The organism is Pediococcus argentinicus, assembly GCF_001437605.1.
In the GTDB taxonomy this organism is placed as follows: Bacteria; Bacillota; Bacilli; order Lactobacillales; family Lactobacillaceae; genus Pediococcus; species Pediococcus argentinicus.
In genome coordinates, this window is record NZ_JQCQ01000004.1 from 40824 (window position 1) to 59815 (window position 18992).

Below are 18992 nucleotides of genomic sequence, written 5' to 3' on the forward strand. Positions count from 1 at the left end.
TCACGATCACTTTATTCATATCCATTTACTACTGTCATATTGATAATCCCCCGTTCATTATTTACGCACTATGCGCTATAAATTAATTCAGCATAAGAATACATCGCTTATTTAAAGTAAGCAAACGATTTTACTTTCACGCTTTCATTTGCGCTACTTCATCAATAAACCATTGATTAAACGCGTCTGCATCAATGTCCACACAGACCTTCGCGTTAGTTTTACCATCATGATAAGCCCCTCGGATATCGGCTACTGTTTCACCGATTGCTGGACCATCAGTTTGAACGTCAATCCAATAATCTTCAGTTCGATAGAATTCTGGATGTAACAAGTAAGCCAATGTATTGACGTCATGCATTGGAATTCCATCTTCATGGCCTTCATAATAATGTCTAAAGATAGCCGCGAGCATTTCTCCAGATTTGCCTAAAGTAGCAATCTTAGCTAGCGTTTCCTGTGTCAGCAGAGCTTTCATCGTTGCATCTAGTCCAACCATTACAATTGGAACGCCACTTTGGTACATAATTTCAGCAGCGTGCGGATCCGTAAATACGTTAAACTCAGCAGCACTAGTCATATTACCCATGCCAATCGCACCACCCATTGCCACGATTTCTTTGATATTGGCTTTAACCTCAGGGTGTTGTTTGAACAACAGGGCAATATTTGTGTATGAACCGGTTGGTACTAAAGTAATTGGCTCTTTGGCAGCCATAATCACTCGATATAGTTCTTCAACTGCATTATTTCTTGGAATGTCAGTTGGTTCAGGTCCAAAATCATATCCTGGCATCCCCGATTCTCCATGCACCCGAGCAGCATCTTCGAACGGTTTGATCAAAGGCTGTTCAGCCCCACCAGCTACTAGTACGTCTTTATTAAAGAAACGCACTAATTTTAAGGCGTTCTTAGTGGTTTTATCCACCATCACATTACCAGCCACCGTTGAAATTAATTGAACATCGAATTCTGGATTGTTTAAAGCAACTGAAATAGCCGCAGCGTCATCAATTCCAGGATCACTATCAAGAATTATTTTAGTTGTCATGAGAAACCTCCTGTTATTTATTCTAGCATTTTTGTAATAGTTTCCAGTAGTAATAAGGGTCAAAAAAAGAACCGCAGCAGATAAACTGTCGCAGTTCGATTTAGTTTTACCAAGTAAATAGTCCTACAAGACCTGAAGATAGAAGTGAAACGAGAATTCCTGAAAGGAGCATGTAGCCCACGTTCTTAGAAATTACATCGTTCTTCTTACGATCAACCAAGCCCTTGAAGGCACCGATAATCATACCGGTTGTTGAGAAGTTTGCAAATGAAGTAAGGAATACAGTTAGCATCGCTTTGAAATGGGGTTGGAAATCTTTAATGATTGGTGAAACCTTACCCATAACAACAAATTCGTTGGTTACTAACTTAGTACCCATGTATTGAGCAAACTGGAATGCATCATGAACATTGAGACCCATGAGCCATGCAAATGGGAACATGATGACGCCTAAGATATTTTCAAGTGTTAACCATGGAGCGAAGATTGTTAACACCTTATCAATTAAAGCAGCTAAAGCGACAAAGGCGATAACGTTAGCAGTGATAATCAAAACTAATTTACCAGCGCCAAGAATTGAATCTCCTAAAAACGAGAAGAATGGTTCGCGTTCTGCACGAACTTCTTCTTCAACTTGAGCTTCAGCAACTTCTTCTGAACCTGTTTCTGTTGTTTGTGTATTAGCATCGGCAGAACCTGCGCCACCGATTTTAGCAATTGTATCCTCTTCAGGAGTAACAACTACTGGATTTAGAATGGAAGTAACAATAATAGCATTAACGATATTGATTGGAACGGCGGCAATGATATATTGACCTGGCATCATTAATGTATATGCGCCAAGGATTGAGGCTGTAACACAGCTCATTGACATCATAGCTACTGTAACTAAACGTTGAGACTTCATTTGACGTAATTGTAAGCTTGAAACAGCAAGTGCTTCAGTGTTACCTAAGAACATCATTTCAACGGCAAAGAATGATTCGAACTTTGGTTGGCGTGTGATAAATGCAAGACCACGTCCGACCCACTTGATAATCCAAGGTAGCACACCGATATATGTAAGGATATCGAACATCGGAACAATCATTAAGATTGGTAGTAAAGCACTTGTTACGAAGTTCATTTGTTTTACATGAACCCAATCTGGTAATGCAAAGGCAATTCCTTGATAAGAAACATCAACTAACCATTTGAATCCATCGGCAGCGGCTTTAACTCCATCCACACCGATTGAAAAGCTAGTTAAGAACCAAGCCAAGAATAAGTTAACCACTAACATGATTCCAACTGATTGCCAGTTGATATTCTTACGGTCCTTAGAAAATAGTACTGCAACTCCCATAAACAGGAAGATACCAATGATATTAACCAACAAAAACATCGCGAAAATCTCCTTCTTTCCTAAAAGCTATGCAACAGACATTAGTATTAATATACTGATTTAGAATCAATCTGTAAACACAAAATGTAAAGATTCTCTAAAAAAAATTCTAACGCTACCACAACATGTAGTGGTAGGCTCCAATTTTAAAATGGGTTAGTCCTCATTCTTCCAAAAATCAGAGATAATGTTTTTTAATTGGTCTGTCGAATTAGCTCGTTTGAAATTATGCCAATGTTTAGGAAAGAGCTTCAAATAACGAGTTGTTCCAAAGCGTTGATCCATTAATACGACGTTGCCACGGTCTCGACTGGTTCGAATTAAGCGACCTGCTGCCTGCAACACGTGGTTCATCCCTGGCAATTGGTATGCATATTCAAAACCGTGACCGTTCTTTTCATCAAAGTACTCCTGCAATAAACTTCGTTCTTCACTCAATCCTGGTAATCCCACACTGACAATTCCCACGCCAATCAATTGGTCCTCTGTTAAATCAATTCCTTCTGAAAAAAGACCACCTAATACGGCAAATCCAACTAAAGTCTGGTCTAATGAATTTTCGAAACGTTCCATAAACTCACGTCGGTCAGCATCATTCATCTGATTATTTTGCACAATCGTATCGATCTCTGGATGTACCATTTCAAATGCAGCGACAATTTCATTCATAAATCCGTATGACGGACAGAATATTAAATAATGTCCCGACTTCTGCTGAACTAATATTTCAATTGAATCCATAATATTCGGAATATTTTGCTGACGAAAGGCGTATTTAGTATTAACGTAGCTTGTCACAATGATATTCTGCTGCAAATCTGCAAAGGGGGAATCCATTTGTAAAACTAAACCATCTTCACTTCCAAGTGTGTCTTGATAGTAATCAACTGGTGACAGCGTAGCGGAAAAGAAAATGGCTCCGCGACCCTTACTAAGTGATTCATCAAGGTACGGACTAGGATCCAAAATTTGTTCCTGAATAACGAGATTTCGATTTTCATCTTTTGAAATCAATAATCGATAACTTTCATCAAAGAACTCACTGATTTTGAGATATTTATTACTGGCAAAGAAAAGTTCTAAAATACTATCGGTAAAGTCATTATCTGGTTGTTTTGGCAACCACTCACGAGCAGCTTCATTGAAGTTCAATAAAGCTCGCTCCAAACTCGATAGTGGGTCACGGTCGGTTAACAAATCTTGACCTTGTTCATCAAACGTATTGCGAATCAGCTGAAACTCATTATCAACCTGCGTCATTCGTTTCTTGAGCAGCTTTTTATCAACATTACCCGTGCTAGTTTTCTCGTTTGATTCAGCATCTAGCACGGCTTGCTCCGTTAGCGTAGCCGAATACATTGAACGGGAACGAGACACTAAGTTATGTGCTTCATCAATTAAGAAGAAGTTATTTTTATCTTCGACCGCAAAGAATCGTTGCAAATACACCATTGGATCAAAGAGATAGTTATAATCACAAATAATCAAATCACAGAATAAGGATAGGTCCAACGAAAATTCAAACGGATCTAGCATGTGTTTTTTAGCATATGCTTGAATATTCTCTCGACCTAACTGATTTTCATTTTCTAAAACGTCTTTAAGGCCGTCTTTAACCCGGTCGTAGTATCCAACCATATATGGGTTGTTTTCAGGTTTAACATCAACTTCTTCGGGGAAAATCATCTTATCTTTCGCTGTTAAGGTAATACTTTTGATTTTTAGTCCTTGTTCAACCATTAAGTCCGTTGCATCTTCTGCCACTTTGCGCGTACTCTGCTTGGCAGTTAGATAGAAGATTCGATCGATCTGCTCTTCGCCAACCGCTTTAACCGTTGGAAACAGTGTTGAAATGGTCTTTCCCGTCCCAGTTGGTGCTTCCACAAATAAACGTTGCTCAGTCAAAATAGTTTTATAGACGGCAACTGCTAAATCACGTTGTCCATTACGATATTCAGAGAAGGGAAAACTTAAATCTTTGATACTATCATTCCGGACAATACGCCAATCATTGCGTAATTTGATCCAGTATTCATATTCGGCTACTAAGCCATCAAAGAACTCGCGTAACTCTTCACGTGTGTATTCATGTTCTTCAGTCGTAATTTCATCTGTAGGGCGTTGGTAATAAGTAAGACGTAAGGTTACTTTTTCATAATCTAAGTCTTGAGTCAGGATTGCTCCATATACTTTAGCCTGAGCCCAGTACAGCGTGAGCGTGTTCTCTGACAAATCTTTAAATGCGGGGTCAGATGTTTTAATTTCTTCAATCCAGAGGTGGTCCTCGTCGGCAATAATTCCATCAGCTCGTCCATCAATCACATAATCGTCGCCGTCTAGGTCAACCATCCGCTTTACGTAATATTCTTTTTGATAATCTGCACTACGTTCCTTTTGTAATTGACGGTGAATCCGGGCTCCAATCAACGCTGTGTTTTGACTATTACCCTGTTCATTCAAATCGCCAGCACGTAAAACAAACTCAACTAGCTGTCGAATTCCGATTTTTATATCTGCCACATAGACCACCTCCTTTTATTAGCACTGAAAAGAGCCGTGTCAAAACAACGTTTTGCACCACGACTCTTCTATTCGTTATTTATATGATAACACGGTCTATTTTAACCAGCTATTATCCAATGAAATTACTCGTAATCCTGCATTCTTTGGCGCTACACTACCAGCAGGGAAAAGAACATTCAATCCTCTGCTAGTATAAATAACAGCGCGTTTAGAAACATTAGTCTTGCTGGTTGCATATGGATAACGACTCTTATTATTCAGCATCGTTGTCCGTAATCCTCGCTCTAATTTTCCAAAATAACTAGGATTCTTCAGAGCGGATTTCAATGTAACCTGTGTATTACCACGATAAGCATAATACTTAGGTGCTCCAGGCACGAACTTCTTATCCTTTAACTTAAATGAGACTATATCAAAAGATTTACGACTCTTACCATTATAAATCACGCTCAACTGTAAAAATTGACCCTTGGCACTGGCAACTACCAGTCCATCTTTAGTGAAATAGAATCCCTTTTTACTCAAACCAGACTTAATTGATTTACCAAGAACTTTGTAAGCTATCTTATTGGCACTGGCGTATGAACCTTTCGCGCCGAAAGCGTTACTTAATTTGACAGATTTATCATTTCGATAGTTAGCATATGAATTAGTTTGATCTACGTAAAGCTGCTTTTTACTGTTGGTTTTTAGCTGAGTATGAACGATTGAAATCGACTGAGCTGGTTTTGATGTATACAAAACATTTAATGCATAGGCACCAGCTGCGACACCGTTACTAGAATAGTAAACTTTATTTTGCAATTTGTACTTTTTAATAGTTTTAGTTAGCGCTGACTGAGCGGTAGCGTAAGCATCAGAACCACTGTACATTTTGGCATTGCTAACCACCTTATTATTCCGGTAGTTAAAGTATTTATTCGTTGTCTTCGTACTTGTAACGTCTTTACCTTTAGCGTCCTTTTTGGTTGTGTACTTAGTTGTAATTCCAGCAAAAGAGGCTTTGCCTTGATTATTGTAAAGAATATTAACTGCGACTGAATCGTTACCTTTGGTTGGGATATTCACACCATTGGTAGTAAAGCTAAATTGGTGTTTATTTAGCTTGCCAACACTAGTTTTTAGTTCAGAGGCCACAGTTTTATTTAATAGACTTTGTGATTTAGCAAATTGACCGGTACTAAATGCGTTACTTAACTGCACTCGTTTTCCATTGTTGTAGTTATAGTTATTTGTTTTCTGAACGGTGTTAAATTTGTTATCTTTAAAATCAAAATAGAACAATGAAGTTCTAAGCGATACACGTTTGTCGTTATTAAATTGTGCAGTGATTGTTGTCGTGTGAGCATTTTGATCAACAATATTTATGCCTGAGTTATTGAAGTAAAAATCCTGGTAATCAGCCTTATTCTTCCAATTGCTCTTGATTATTTGCATTAATTCATTTGAAACAGACTTTAGTGGTCCATTGGAGACGGCTTGATCTAAATTAACCCTTTTTCCGTCTACATAGTTATAGTAGTGATTAATTGTTTTTGTAGTATATTGCGGATTACCCTTAGCATCCTTGCCAGATTCAACTGACTTCTGAGTGGTTGTATTGATTGAAACAGTATTGCCAGTATTAAACATAACATTTAAAGTCACTGAACCACCCTGGCTAGGTAGTACCGTTAATCCATTATCAGAATAGTAAAAATCTTGATTATCCGGTTTTTGACCAAGTTCAGTTTCTAAAACTTGATTAATTAAGCTAGCTTGTTTACTCAGAATACCTTCAGAATAAGCATTGGCGAGCGTAACTGCCTTACCGTTATAAGTATTAGTATATTTGTGACTTTCTTTTTTAGTCGATCCATCTGGTTGTTTAACATCGACATCATGACTTTGTGTTACGGTTTTAAAGCCATTTTTATCATATGAATATCCTGTACTGGTTGCAGCCGCTTTAACTGCGGTTGGCTTTTCCACTGGCGCTGGCTTGGCTGGCGCTTTAGTTAAATCTTGCTGCTTTTTAACCTAAGTTTTAGAAGCTGTAGTCAATTTGTTTTGTGAATTCAAATTAGTATTAGCGGTAGTTGCTACCGACGTATCACTAGACTTAATTGTGGCTGCCTGAACACTTAAAATACTTGGTACTAACAAACTTATTCCTGCAATTAGACCTGTGATAGTTTTCTTAATCTTCATGAATATCCCCCTCAAATATTATGATTTATCACCATTATTATAACCGTTTTCAATTGGTTAGAATGTGAAGAAATTGAGATAATTGTTGTGTTTTTATACTTCTGCAAAATCTTTGTTATTGAATCGTTACACATCATTGTTATAATAAAAAAATAGAATCTAGAAACGGAGACGGATATGTTAAAACGTAACTTATTAATTACTCTATCTGCATTAGCAGTAATGTTATTCGCCGGTACCAACATACATGCCGATCAAAAGGCACCTAAAAAGTTCCCTGAACACCTTCAAAAAATCATTGATATTGAAACTGATCATGATACTAATAAAAATTCTTCTGACCAACAGACGAATGCCAATACTAAAGTAGCAGCCATTAAAGATGATGACACATTTAGTGATACATCGGATGAAAATGGAACAACTAATACTGGAAAAGATTTTTCATCCATTCAAAACGTTCTGAATGACCAAATGGGTAAACCATATACCTGGGGTGCAACTGGTCCTAAAACATTTGACTGTTCTGGATTAACACAGTACGTCTTCAAACACGCTTTAAATAAGTCTATCAATCGTACAGCTGAACAACAATATAATCAGTTCAAACACGTTAAACATAGCGATGTTAAACCTGGTGATTTGGTTTTCTTCAGTTACAACGGTGGCAAAACTATCGACCACGTTGGAATTATTGTTAAAGGAAACAATATGATGGTTGATGCTCAAGACCGCGGTGTTATTAGAGAAACATACATGTCATCTTGGTGGCGTGGTTACATTGCTGGTTATGCACGTGTTGTAAATTTTGATAAATAATTAGAAATAAAAACTGAAAGTCAAAAATGACTTTCAGTTTTTTTATATTGTTTTGTATTTAATATCTTTTGCGATGTTCCCCATATGCCTGATCTAAAAGCATATAAGACAAATCTGCGGTACTTTTTACAACTACATCTGCTTGGTTAAGTTCTTCGGCATTACCAATTCCAACGGAAACAGCCTTTGCATCATTGATTGCTTGAACACCGGCAACCGCATCTTCGAGTCCAACACATTCTCTAGGATCTACGTGAATTTGGTTTGCTGCTTCAATGAAGATATCTGGAGCAGGTTTCCCATGTTCAACATTCTCAGGATTAGCAATGGCGTCGAAACGCTCAAATAATCCTAACTTTTTAAGAATAAATGGAGCATTCTTACTAGCTGAAGCAATCGATAATAGAATATTATTTGCTGAAAGAGCATCCAACAAATTCTCAATTCCAGGCAAAATGTCTTTTTGAGTTAACTTATCAATTTCCTTTAAATAAAAATCATTCTTGGCAGCCGCCATTTCGGCAACTTCTGCTTCTGAAAAATCAGCCTGTTTACCAGAGAATTCAATAATCTTATTCATTGAATCAATTCGGCTAACACCCTTTAGCTCTGTTTCAAAGCTAGCTGGTAAATCAACATCTAACTTATCCTTAGCTAATTTACTCCAAGCTTTAAAATGAAATTTGGCTGTGTCAGTGATTACGCCATCTAAGTCGAATAATACGCCTTTCATAACTGCACTCCTCCACTATTTCAATTCTAATTCTTGGTCATTTAGCTTAATTACCATTGGTTCACCTTTTAATAGATCAATACGTGAACCATCACGGTCAACCGTAATCTTCAATAAGCGACCACGGAAGTTAACGTGGAATTTATATGAACCCCATTGCTTTGGTACAAATGGTTTAAATGATAGCATGCCATCTTGAACTCGCATTCCAGCAAATCCTTGGACAATTGCAAGCCAACTACCTGTCATTGATGTGATATGTAAACCATCGACAGTATCGTTGTTGTAGTTATCAAGATCTAAACGAGCAGTCCGAGCATACATCTCAACAGCTTTATCTTCATAATGAAGATCAGCAGCCAAAATTGCATGAACTGAAGCTGACAGACTTGATTCATGAACTGTTAGTGGTTCATAGAAGTCAAAGTTACGCTTCTTTTGTTCTGGTGTGAAATCATTGATAAAGTACCAAATTCCTTGTAAAACATCAGCTTGCTTAATATATGGTGAACGAAGGATATGATCCCATGACCAGTTTTGGTTGATTGGGCGTTGACCTTCTGGAATGGCTGAAACAGGTTTAATATCCTTATCCAAGAATCCATCTTGCTGTAAGAAGATTCCCAAATCTTTATCTTCTGGAAGATACATTCGATCAATAATATCTTGCCATTTATCAAGTTCACTTTGTTCAATAGCTAAATCGTTCATCTTACTGCTTGAAACTTTCTTCAAAGATTCAAGTGTATATTCAAGTGTCCAACGAGCTAAGAAGTTCGTGTACCAGTTATTGTTAATATTATTTTCATACTCATTAGGTCCGGTAACACCATGAATCATGTACTGTTGTTTTCTTTCTGAAAAATGAACTCGATCAGCCCAGAATCTAGAAATAGCAGTCAATACATCGATACCCTTTGATTTTAGATATGATTCGTCGCCGGTGTAACGTGTGTAATTGTAAATCGCATATGCAATGGTTCCGTTACGATGAATTTCTTCAAAAGTGATTTCCCATTCATTATGATTTTCAATCCCATTAAAGGTAACCATTGGATACAAAGCACCTTTAAGCCCCTGTTCACGTGCGTTATGAAATGCACCTGGTAATTGATTAAAGCGATACTCTAACAAATTACGAGTAACTTCTTGGTCTGCCAATGATAGATATAGCGGAACTGCAAATCCTTCAGTGTCCCAATATGTGGCGCCACCGTATTTTTCACCAGTAAAGCCTTTAGGACCAATGTTCAAGCGTTTATCTTCGCCATAGAAGGTTGAGAAGAGCTGGAATAAGTTAAAGCGAATTCCTTGTTGAGCAGCGTCATCACCACTGATTTCAACATCAGCCATTTCCCAACGATCTGCCCAGCCTTGTTCCTGTTCTTTAACTAATGTGTCTAAACTCTTGGCGTTAATCTTCGTACTTAAAGTTTCCATTGCTGCTTTCAAAGTAGCTGGATCGTCATAGGCTCGAGAAGTTACAACAGTAGCTCGTTTTTCGAAGCTTAACTCACCCTTAGCAGAAATCTCTTTGGTGAAATGATTGCTTACCATTAAATCATTTTCAGACTCACTTTGAGTATCCATATCAGTATGATGTTCAATCTTCACACCGACTGTAAATTGAGGTACATCATAATTATTTGGTTTCGTCTTAGCAATCAAATAAGCATCATTTTCTGATTGATTCTTATCTTGAACTTCCCAGAATTTTTCATCATAGTTAGAATCTTCGTTTGCAACATCAGCATCAATTGCTGATACGAATTCTACTTTTACAGGGGCATCAGATAGATTTTCAACATGATAACTCAATTCAAACAATTGCTTATCAGCAATGCTGACAAAGCGATCAATTGTAAATGCTAATTTCTTATCGCCCTTAGTAATTGTGAACTTACGAGTTAAAATTCCATTTTTCATATCTAATGAAATTTCAAAATCTGAAATATTATCTTTAGCTAAATCAACCTTTTCACCATCAATTAAAATATTAGTTTTGGCAAAATTAATTGCATTGATTACTTTTCCAAAATACTTGGGATAACCATTTTTCCACCAACCAACAACAGTCTTATCTGGATACCAAATACCACCGATGTAAAGTCCATGAAGTGTATCTCCGGAATAGTCTTCTTCAAACATCCCGCGCATTCCCATATAACCATTCCCAATACTGGTCATACTTTCCTGCAATCGTTTATTTTCCTTATCAAGTTTGTGAGTCACAATCTTCCAAGGATCAATTTCAAAAATTCGTTGCATGATTGTCCTCCTTACAGAAGAACAGAGAGAATAACATCCCTCTGCCCTCAATTTTATCTAAATAATGGTTTCTTCAGTTTCTTTATCGAAGTAATGTGCTTTTGTCATTTCAAAGGCCATTTCTAACTTATCGCCTGGTTCATGATAATCACGTGAGTTAACTTCAGCAATAAAGTCGATATTACCCAGTTTTGAATACAGCATTGTATTAGCACCCATCAATTCAGATACAACAACCGTTGCGTTCACCTTGGCATTTGGGAATGTTTGAAGTGCAATTTCTTCAGCATGAACGTCTTCAGGACGAACACCCAAAGTTATTTCCTTACCGTCATATCCTTTTTCTTTCAAGGTCTTTAGTTGACCTTCTGGTACTGCGATATCAATACCTTCGTCATTAACTACATGACCATTCTCAAGTTTTACATCGAAGAAGTTTGTAGCTGGCGATCCGATAAAACCAGCAACAAATTTGTTTACAGGTTCATTGTAAAGTTGAGCTGGCGTTCCGACTTGCTGAATACGTCCAGCGTTCATGATGACAATTCTGTCAGCCATTGTCATAGCTTCAACTTGATCATGAGTTACATAGATAAAGTTTCGACCTAAACGCTGATGTAATTGTGCAATTTCTGTTCTCATTTGAACACGTAGTTTAGCATCCAAATTTGATAATGGTTCATCTAACAAGAACAACTTAGCATCACGCACAATAGCTCTACCTAAAGCAACACGTTGTCTTTGACCACCTGAAAGTGCAGCAGGTTTTCTATCTAATAATTCTGATAGTCCTAAAATTTTAGCAGCATCTTCAACACGTTTTTTTGTGTCTGCCTTGTCATTTTTACGAATATTCAATCCAAACGCCATGTTATCAAAAACACTCATATGTGGATAAAGAGCGTAATTTTGGAAAACCATTGCGATATCACGATCTTTAGGTGATACCTTATTCATTACGTTTCCTTCCATTTTAAAATCACCCTTAGTGATTTCTTCTAGTCCAGCAATCATTCTTAATGTAGTGGACTTACCACAGCCTGATGGTCCAACAAAGACGATAAACTCTCCATCTTTAATTTGAAGATCAAAATCTGATACTGAATAATCTTTGGCTTCTGGATACTTTTTATAAATGTGATCTAGATTAATCTCTACCATGTCAGTATTCTCCTTCTAAAGTTTTCTATAACTACTTTTTTTATTTAATAAATTAACTGTTACTAAAGCTGAAAATGAAATACTACAAATTAATATTAGAAAGGCTAATTTAAGATACCCATTCAGTGCAATCATAATCACAAACAAAATTGTTGAAACAAGCAATTGCCCACCATGCTGAATTATAAATTGGGTTAAATCATCATCCTTATTCAATCCTTTCAAATACGCATTAGCAATTACTACCAACGTAGTTAGCAATCCCCAAACTAGTACTAAAGTACTAACAAAAATGTTGCCTTCGAAAGCCTTAATCATAATTACAATCAATCCGATTATTGATCCTTCAATCAAATTGGGTACGATGGACTTAACCTCTTTAATCCAGGTTCTTAGAACGTACTTTATATATGTTCCACTGCCACGTTCTTTCCATTGTCCAATTGCTGAAAACACCCCGGCTAAACTAGGAATTGTAAAGATTGTAATCATTAGAATTAGCACTACTGTAAATGCTACGAAAGGAAGTCCAAAGGGCATACTAAATATCAGAATTACAGTTAAAATAACAGGAAAATTTAGTAAAAACCAAATTACGTTAATGGAAAATAAGGTCCATACCCAATTTCCAACCTCTATTAATGTCTCTTTGCCTTTCGTCATCTTATTCACCTACTAAAATTAATTAAACTTTATTTAACAGCTCCATCAGTAACACCCTTGATAATCCACTTCTGAGCGAATAGATAGAACAGGATTACTGGAATGACTGATAACGTAATTCCGGCCAATGCCAAATGCCATTGTTTGGTAAATTCACCAAAGAAGTTAAACATTTGAAGTGGAATTGTATATTGAATCTGTGGGAGTACCAACGATGGTAATAGATAATCATTCCAAATCGCGATAATATTTAAAATTGCTACTGTTACAGTCATCGGATTAAGCATTGGTAGAATAACTTTAAAGTATATTTGCCAACGGTTAGCGCCTTCCATCTCAGCGGCTTCATCCATCGCTAATGGAATACTTGATAATGTTCCTTGGTAAAGGAAAATAGATAAACTACAATCAAATCCCAAGTACATAAACATTAATCCCCACATATTAAGCATGTGAACACCACCAAAATTAGCAGTTAAAGGAATCATTACTGATTGAAATGGAATCAACATTGAAGAAATAAATAAAAGTAATAATCCGCCACTTAACTTTGAATGATTTCTTTGTAATGCATATGCTGCCATTGAAGAACAAATAATTATCAGTAAAACACTGCAAATCGTTATAATAAGCGAATTTGTTAATGATCCAACAAAACTTAATGCTTTAAACGAGTTTACATAGTTATCACCTGTAGCTGGATGTGGTAACGATAATACTGATGCAAAAATACCTTTTGGGGTTTTAAATGAGTTAGTTGCAATCATATAGAACGGGAACAACCATAGTAGACCGATTAAAGCGCCGACAATAGCAATGACTGTTGTACTTCTTTTTTTCATTACAAATCGACCTCCCGTCTACGATTGTATAGAACTTGAACTAATGAAATAGCAGCAACAATTAAGAAGAATACCATCGCTTTAGCTTCTGCTAGAGAGAAGTTACTTGCGTTATATGCTGTATTAACAATATCCATCGCCAACATTTGAGTTGAATTGTATGGTCCACCGTTTGTAAGAGAAAGGTTTTGGTCATAAATCTTAAAACCATTCGAAAGTGTTAAGAACATACAAACTGTAAATGCAGGTGCAATCATTGGAAATGTAATTTTTGTAAATCTTTGCCATGGAGAAGCTCCATCAATTTCAGCAGCTTCAATGACTTCATTTGGAATGTTTTGCAAGTAGGCAATGTAGATAATCATAATGTATCCACTCATTTGCCATACTGTTACAATAACTAATCCCCAGAATCCAGTGGTTTCATTTGTAAGCCAATTTTGAAGCCATGAAAGATGCAGTGCAGATCCTAATGCATCAAATCCTTGTGTAAAAATGAATTGCCAGATAAATCCTAAAATCAAACCACCAATCATATTTGGCATAAAGAATATTGCTCTTAAGAAGTTACTACCCTTAAATTTTTGTGTTACTAGTAAGGCCAAACCTAACCCGATTACATTTAGCAAAATTACAGTTACGATAACAAATGCAACTGTAAACCAGAATGCATTCACGAATGCCTTATCTTGCAGTAAGGTGATATAGTTTTTAAAACCTACCATCTTAGTAAATGAGAGCCCGTCCCAATCCGTAAACGAATAGAACAGACCCTCAAGCATTGGAATGAAAACTACTAGTGCTAATGCAACGAGGGTAGGTGTCAAGAATAGCCAGAATGACAGACTACGATTTTTCATAATAATACCCTCTTTGTTTTAGTCCTGAATTTTCAATTTTTATTGTGCTGATTTTTGTTGAGAAGCCCAGCCGTCAGTCATATTTGAAACGGTCTTGTCCCAACCTTGTTTACCTGATAGATATTTTTGTAAGTTTGGTTGTGCAACAGTTGTGTCCCATGGTGTTCCTGTGTATCCGGGGAATGCCCAACCAAATGTCTTGTGATCATTTGTGTAATCAAATACAACTTGTGTTAATGGGTCTGACATCTTCATGCCTTCATATCCTTTGTATGCAGGTACGAAGTGAAGTTTGTTGACAACGTTCTTCTTGCCTTCTTTAGATGTGTACATCCAGTCCAAGAAGTCCTTAGCAGCTTTTTGTTCTGTGTTAGATTTTTGTTTGTTAACAGCCCAGTAGATTGATGTACCAACTGGTAATTTTCCTTCTTGTTCTTTAACAGGAATTGGAATCATACCGATATCTTTTTGTGCAAATTTGCTATCGATTTGGTCAACAGTAGGATAAATCCAGTCACCTTGCTGAATCATAGCAGCTTTACCTTGTGAGAAGTTTTGGTTAACTTGTGCTGCATAATCCATTTGCATTACTGGTTTGATTGAATACTTGCTTTGTAAATCAAGCATTTGTTTCATTTCAGCATTCTTAGCAAATTCCATCTTTTGTGATTTGTATAGCTTTTGTGCGTTGCCATCAAATTCTTTTGATAAGTATAAGTTTAACAAGTGGTCTGACATTACCCATGCTTCTTTACCTGGTAATGCGAATACTCCCTTAATTCCCAACTTGTCTTTTTCTGAATCTAACTTCTTAACTGCTGCGTCAAGTTTGTCATATGAAGTTAAACTCTTTGGATCGATACCAGCTTTTTTGAAGACAGATTTGTTATAAACAAAACCATATCCTTCAACATTAAATGGTAATCCATATGTTTTACCTTCACTCTTTACAGCATCTAGAGTTCCGGGTTGTGCGGCTTTAGCAGCTTTAGTATCACTTAAATCTGCTTCATGAGACTTGAATTGTTTCAAACTAGCAGGGCCATCTAAACTAAAGATTGTTGGTGCGTTACCTGATGAAATACGTGTCTTAAGAACTGGATCGTATTGTGTACCACCACCAATAGAAGTAACTTCAATTTTTACATTTGGATGAGCCTTTTCATATTCTGAAGCAATTTGTTTAAATTGCTTATTAGACTCAACCTTACCTTGTAAAATTGTGATCTTAACATCCTTGTTTGAGGATCCATTACCACATGCTGCAAGTGTTAATGCTGTACCTGCAACTGCAGTAACTAATCCAACGTGCTTCCAAAATTTACCGTTCACAACAACTACCTCCTAAATTTATTTTCTTATTACAAAATCTAGTATCAGCCCATTTATCAATGTTTGCAAGCGCTTTCTCAATGTTATCGGTAACAAGTTTTTGTTGGCACAAAAAAAGGCTCACCGAAGTGAGCTTTTAATTTAACCAATATCAATTATGATTGGTAATCCTTTCACATCAATAATTCCATTACTGATGTTTATCTCTTTTCCATCTAAAAGATTTTTATAAATTCCGTCCGTTACATCAACTTTGGCAATTCCGTGATTGCTTCGTAATGTAAAAACACCTATTCGTTTTCTATCGTCTAGTTGATAGTCAACTGAGACTATTCCGTGTCCTTGGCTAACAACTTTATAAGCTCCATCAACTTGAATATCATCTTGCATTAATTCATGTGATTTCTTAATTAAATCACTTAAATCAATTTGAATATCAGCCCATTCAATTGGTTCCCTCTCAAATAAGCTAGGTGTATGTTTAGCACCAATTTCTTGTCCGTTGTAAATTAACATTGATCCCCTCTGGAAACCATAAAAAGCCGTCCAATTAACTAAATCATTATTATTAGGAATAATATCGTGTGCTCTGGATTGATCATGATTTTCGATACCTCGCATTTTAATTGCATTATCTGGATAAATTACGGTTTGTTCGTTAAGCTTCGCGACATAAGTTGAATCATCAATCTCACCCTTTACATATGATCTCCACAAATGATCTATTTCATAATCGTAAGTCATATCAAACGCATTATATAATTCTCCGTCTGACGAGGACCAAAACCCTCTATCTCTTAAGCTTCGTACGTATTCTCCATCTGTTGATTCGGCTAACCACATCATTTTCGGATTTACTTTTGTAACTTCTGATCTAGCCTTCATCCAAAAATCAATTGGTACCTGCGGTGCAACATCACATCTAAATCCATCCACAAACTCAGCATAATGCTTTAAGACTTTTATTTGATAATCCCAAAGCTCCAGGTTGCCATAATCTAACTCAGCTACATCGGTCCACTCCTCATTCTTATTCTTTAAGGTACCTTCGTTGTCTCTTAAGAACCAGTCTGGATGTTCACTCAACAATACAGAATCTCTCGAAGTATGATTGAACACAATGTCAATCATGACCTTCATATTATTTTCATGAATTTTGTCTACTAACTCGTGAAAACTCTGTTTTGTTCCATAGTTAATATCTATATCCAGATAATCCTTAATTGCATATGGTGAGCCTAATGAACCTTTTCGATCAACCTTACCAATCGGATAAACAGGCATTAACCAAATTGTATCTGTTCCTAGATCTTTAATTCTTTTTAAATCATTTTCCAATCCTCTAAAGTCGCCACTTGCTGAAAAATCTCTGACAAAAACACTATAGATAAGTTGTTTTCTTAAATCTGTATTTGTTGAACGTGCCATTATTATTTCTCCTTACTTTCAATGATGATACTGCTCCAAGGACCAAGTTGAATGTTTCCATTTTTTATTTGTAATTGACCCTCAGATAATATTCTCTTGCCATTCTTCATCTCATTATCTAATTGATACTGTTGAGAATCGCATGAAAGGTTCACTATAACCTTGGCCTCATAATTATTGTATGAACGACTGAACGAAAATATTGGATCTTCACAATTATCAATAGTTTCTTTACCTATTGAATATAAATTACTTTGTTTGATTTTTAGTAACTCACGATAGTAGTTCAAAACACTATCCGATTGACTATCCTCTTCATCTACATTCACATCGGTACTCTTGCCGCCAATCCATGGATCATGATTTGAAAATCCAAAGTTATCTTTTTTACTCCAATGCATTACATTTCTAGCACTCATTTTATGCGTGCTATTTAGCATATTTAATATCTTATTTTTACTTATCCCATTCTTAAGGGCTATATTTGCAAAGTCATCTACATTTTGATCTTCAAATTGTTCAAATCTATCTAAGTAAGCATTTTGCATTCCAAGTTCCTCACCAAAATAGATAATCGGAACACCCCTTTGTAGATATAAGACAGTTGCTAAGGCTTTAGCACTATTAATTGGATAATCAGAATCACCATATCGTGATATTAACCTTGCCGTATCATGATTACTCCAATAAAGTGTCGGATAACATATCCCCTCCATATTTGCTTGCCACTCAGCCATCTGCTTTTTAAATAGTTGAACATCCAATGTAACCGGCTGAAATTCAGACGGCAAATTTACAATGGGGTTTTTAAGCTTATCTGCGAACAGTCTAAAAGTTATAACTTGGTCGCATAAATTACTTTGTGGGTTTGAATAATCAAGTGCTAAATTAATATCTGCCGACGATGCTTCACCCAAAATATAAATATCTGGTTTTTCTTTTCTTAGCTCTGAAGTGAAATATCTTAAGTATGATTGCACCTCTGAACGATTAGCATAATATGGTTCAGCCAGTGGATGCTTCTCATGACTGATATAATCTTGGTTAAAATCAGCTTTTGATATATGAATAAATGCATCTAATCTAAATCCATCAATTCCCTTAGCCACCCAGAACTTCGCAATGTCCGTAACAGATTGTTGAACCTCTGGATTTTTCCAATTCAAATCTGGCATATGCTTATTAAATAAATGGAAATAGTATTCACTATCATTTTTATGCACTCTGCTCCATACACTACCGCCGAAAAATGATCCCCAATTATTGGGTTCAGAACCATTTTTACCTTTTGACCATAGATAGTAATTCCTATATAAGCTATGTGGATTATTCTTGGCGTCTTGAAACCATGGATGTTGATCAGATGTGTGATTCAACACAAAGTCCATGATTATTTTCATACCATGGTCGTGTACAACTTTCACAAGTTCCTCAAAGTCTTCCATAGTTCCCATTGATTCATCAATTGCAAAATAGTTAGATACATCATACCCATTGTCAACTTGAGGAGATACGTACATTGGATTAACCCAAATAGTATTAACCCCCAAAGACTTTATGTATGCTACCTTTTCAATGATCCCTCGAATATCACCAATTCCATCACCATTGGAATCTTTAAAGCTCTTAGGATATACCTGATATATTATTGCTTTATCAAACCATTCTTCCATATAAAAAATCTCCATCCGTTAAGCGCTTTCATAGTAAGCTTAAATAGATTAGAGATTTAACACAA

The 18992-nt window shown here is 36.3% G+C and carries 15 protein-coding genes; 1 reads left to right on the forward strand and 14 read right to left on the reverse strand.

What is annotated here, in order from left to right; translation table 11 throughout:
• Nucleotides 1-136 precede the first annotated feature (136 nt).
• From rihC to IV88_RS09165, 5 genes are all read right to left on the reverse strand, one after another.
• Complete coding sequence (gene rihC / locus IV88_RS01710; protein ID WP_057798078.1) at nt 137-1051, reverse strand: ribonucleoside hydrolase RihC; 915 nt, start codon at nt 1049-1051, stop codon at nt 137-139.
• A 106-nt stretch (nt 1052-1157) separates the two neighbouring features.
• Entirely contained in the window at nt 1158-2435 is a 1278-nt protein-coding gene (locus IV88_RS01715) for a NupC/NupG family nucleoside CNT transporter (RefSeq protein ID WP_057798080.1), read from the reverse strand.
• 156 nt (nt 2436-2591) lie between these two features.
• On the reverse strand, nt 2592-4955 hold the full coding sequence (locus IV88_RS01720) for an ATP-dependent DNA helicase (RefSeq protein ID WP_057798082.1): 2364 nt from the start codon (nt 4953-4955) through the stop codon (nt 2592-2594).
• 96 nt (nt 4956-5051) lie between these two features.
• Nucleotides 5052-6929, reverse strand: a complete 1878-nt coding sequence (locus IV88_RS01725; RefSeq protein ID WP_057798084.1) for a hypothetical protein — start codon at nt 6927-6929, stop codon at nt 5052-5054.
• A 48-nt stretch (nt 6930-6977) separates the two neighbouring features.
• Nucleotides 6978-7148: a hypothetical protein gene (locus tag IV88_RS09165; protein WP_157059319.1), complete on the reverse strand. Its 171-nt coding sequence runs from the start codon at nt 7146-7148 to the stop codon at nt 6978-6980.
• 177 nt (nt 7149-7325) lie between these two features.
• Between IV88_RS09165 and IV88_RS01730 the strand changes: the two genes are divergently transcribed.
• A complete protein-coding gene (locus IV88_RS01730; RefSeq protein ID WP_057798087.1) occupies nt 7326-7967 on the forward strand; it encodes a C40 family peptidase in 642 nt (213 codons plus the stop codon).
• Nucleotides 7968-8025: 58 nt separating this feature from the next.
• Here the strand turns inward: IV88_RS01730 and pgmB are convergent, their stop codons facing one another.
• From pgmB to IV88_RS01775, 9 genes are all read right to left on the reverse strand, one after another.
• Nucleotides 8026-8700, reverse strand: coding sequence for a beta-phosphoglucomutase (pgmB, locus tag IV88_RS01735; RefSeq protein WP_057798089.1), 675 nt, complete (start codon nt 8698-8700; stop codon nt 8026-8028).
• A gap of 15 nt (nt 8701-8715) precedes the next feature.
• A complete protein-coding gene (locus tag IV88_RS01740; protein ID WP_057798091.1) occupies nt 8716-10968 on the reverse strand; it encodes a glycoside hydrolase family 65 protein in 2253 nt (750 codons plus the stop codon).
• A gap of 57 nt (nt 10969-11025) precedes the next feature.
• The gene (locus IV88_RS01745; protein ID WP_057798093.1) at nt 11026-12129 is read right to left on the reverse strand and encodes an ABC transporter ATP-binding protein; all 1104 of its coding nucleotides are present in this window, start codon (nt 12127-12129) and stop codon (nt 11026-11028) included.
• 15 nt (nt 12130-12144) lie between these two features.
• Entirely contained in the window at nt 12145-12621 is a 477-nt protein-coding gene (locus IV88_RS01750) for a hypothetical protein (protein ID WP_147165214.1), read from the reverse strand.
• Nucleotides 12622-12821: 200 nt separating this feature from the next.
• Nucleotides 12822-13634 (reverse strand): carbohydrate ABC transporter permease, encoded by an 813-nt coding sequence (locus IV88_RS01755; protein WP_057798097.1) that lies wholly within the window; start codon nt 13632-13634, stop codon nt 12822-12824.
• A complete protein-coding gene (locus IV88_RS01760) occupies nt 13634-14494 on the reverse strand; it encodes a carbohydrate ABC transporter permease (protein ID WP_057798099.1) in 861 nt (286 codons plus the stop codon). Before IV88_RS01760 ends, IV88_RS01755 begins: the two co-directional genes overlap by 1 nt.
• Nucleotides 14495-14533: 39 nt before the next feature.
• Complete coding sequence (locus IV88_RS01765) at nt 14534-15826, reverse strand: ABC transporter substrate-binding protein (protein ID WP_057798100.1); 1293 nt, start codon at nt 15824-15826, stop codon at nt 14534-14536.
• A 141-nt stretch (nt 15827-15967) separates the two neighbouring features.
• Nucleotides 15968-17254 (reverse strand): alpha-amylase family glycosyl hydrolase, encoded by a 1287-nt coding sequence (locus IV88_RS01770; RefSeq protein ID WP_057798102.1) that lies wholly within the window; start codon nt 17252-17254, stop codon nt 15968-15970.
• Between the two features lie 2 nt (nt 17255-17256).
• On the reverse strand, nt 17257-18927 hold the full coding sequence (locus IV88_RS01775; protein WP_057798104.1) for an alpha-glucosidase: 1671 nt from the start codon (nt 18925-18927) through the stop codon (nt 17257-17259).
• Nucleotides 18928-18992: the final 65 nt, after the last annotated feature.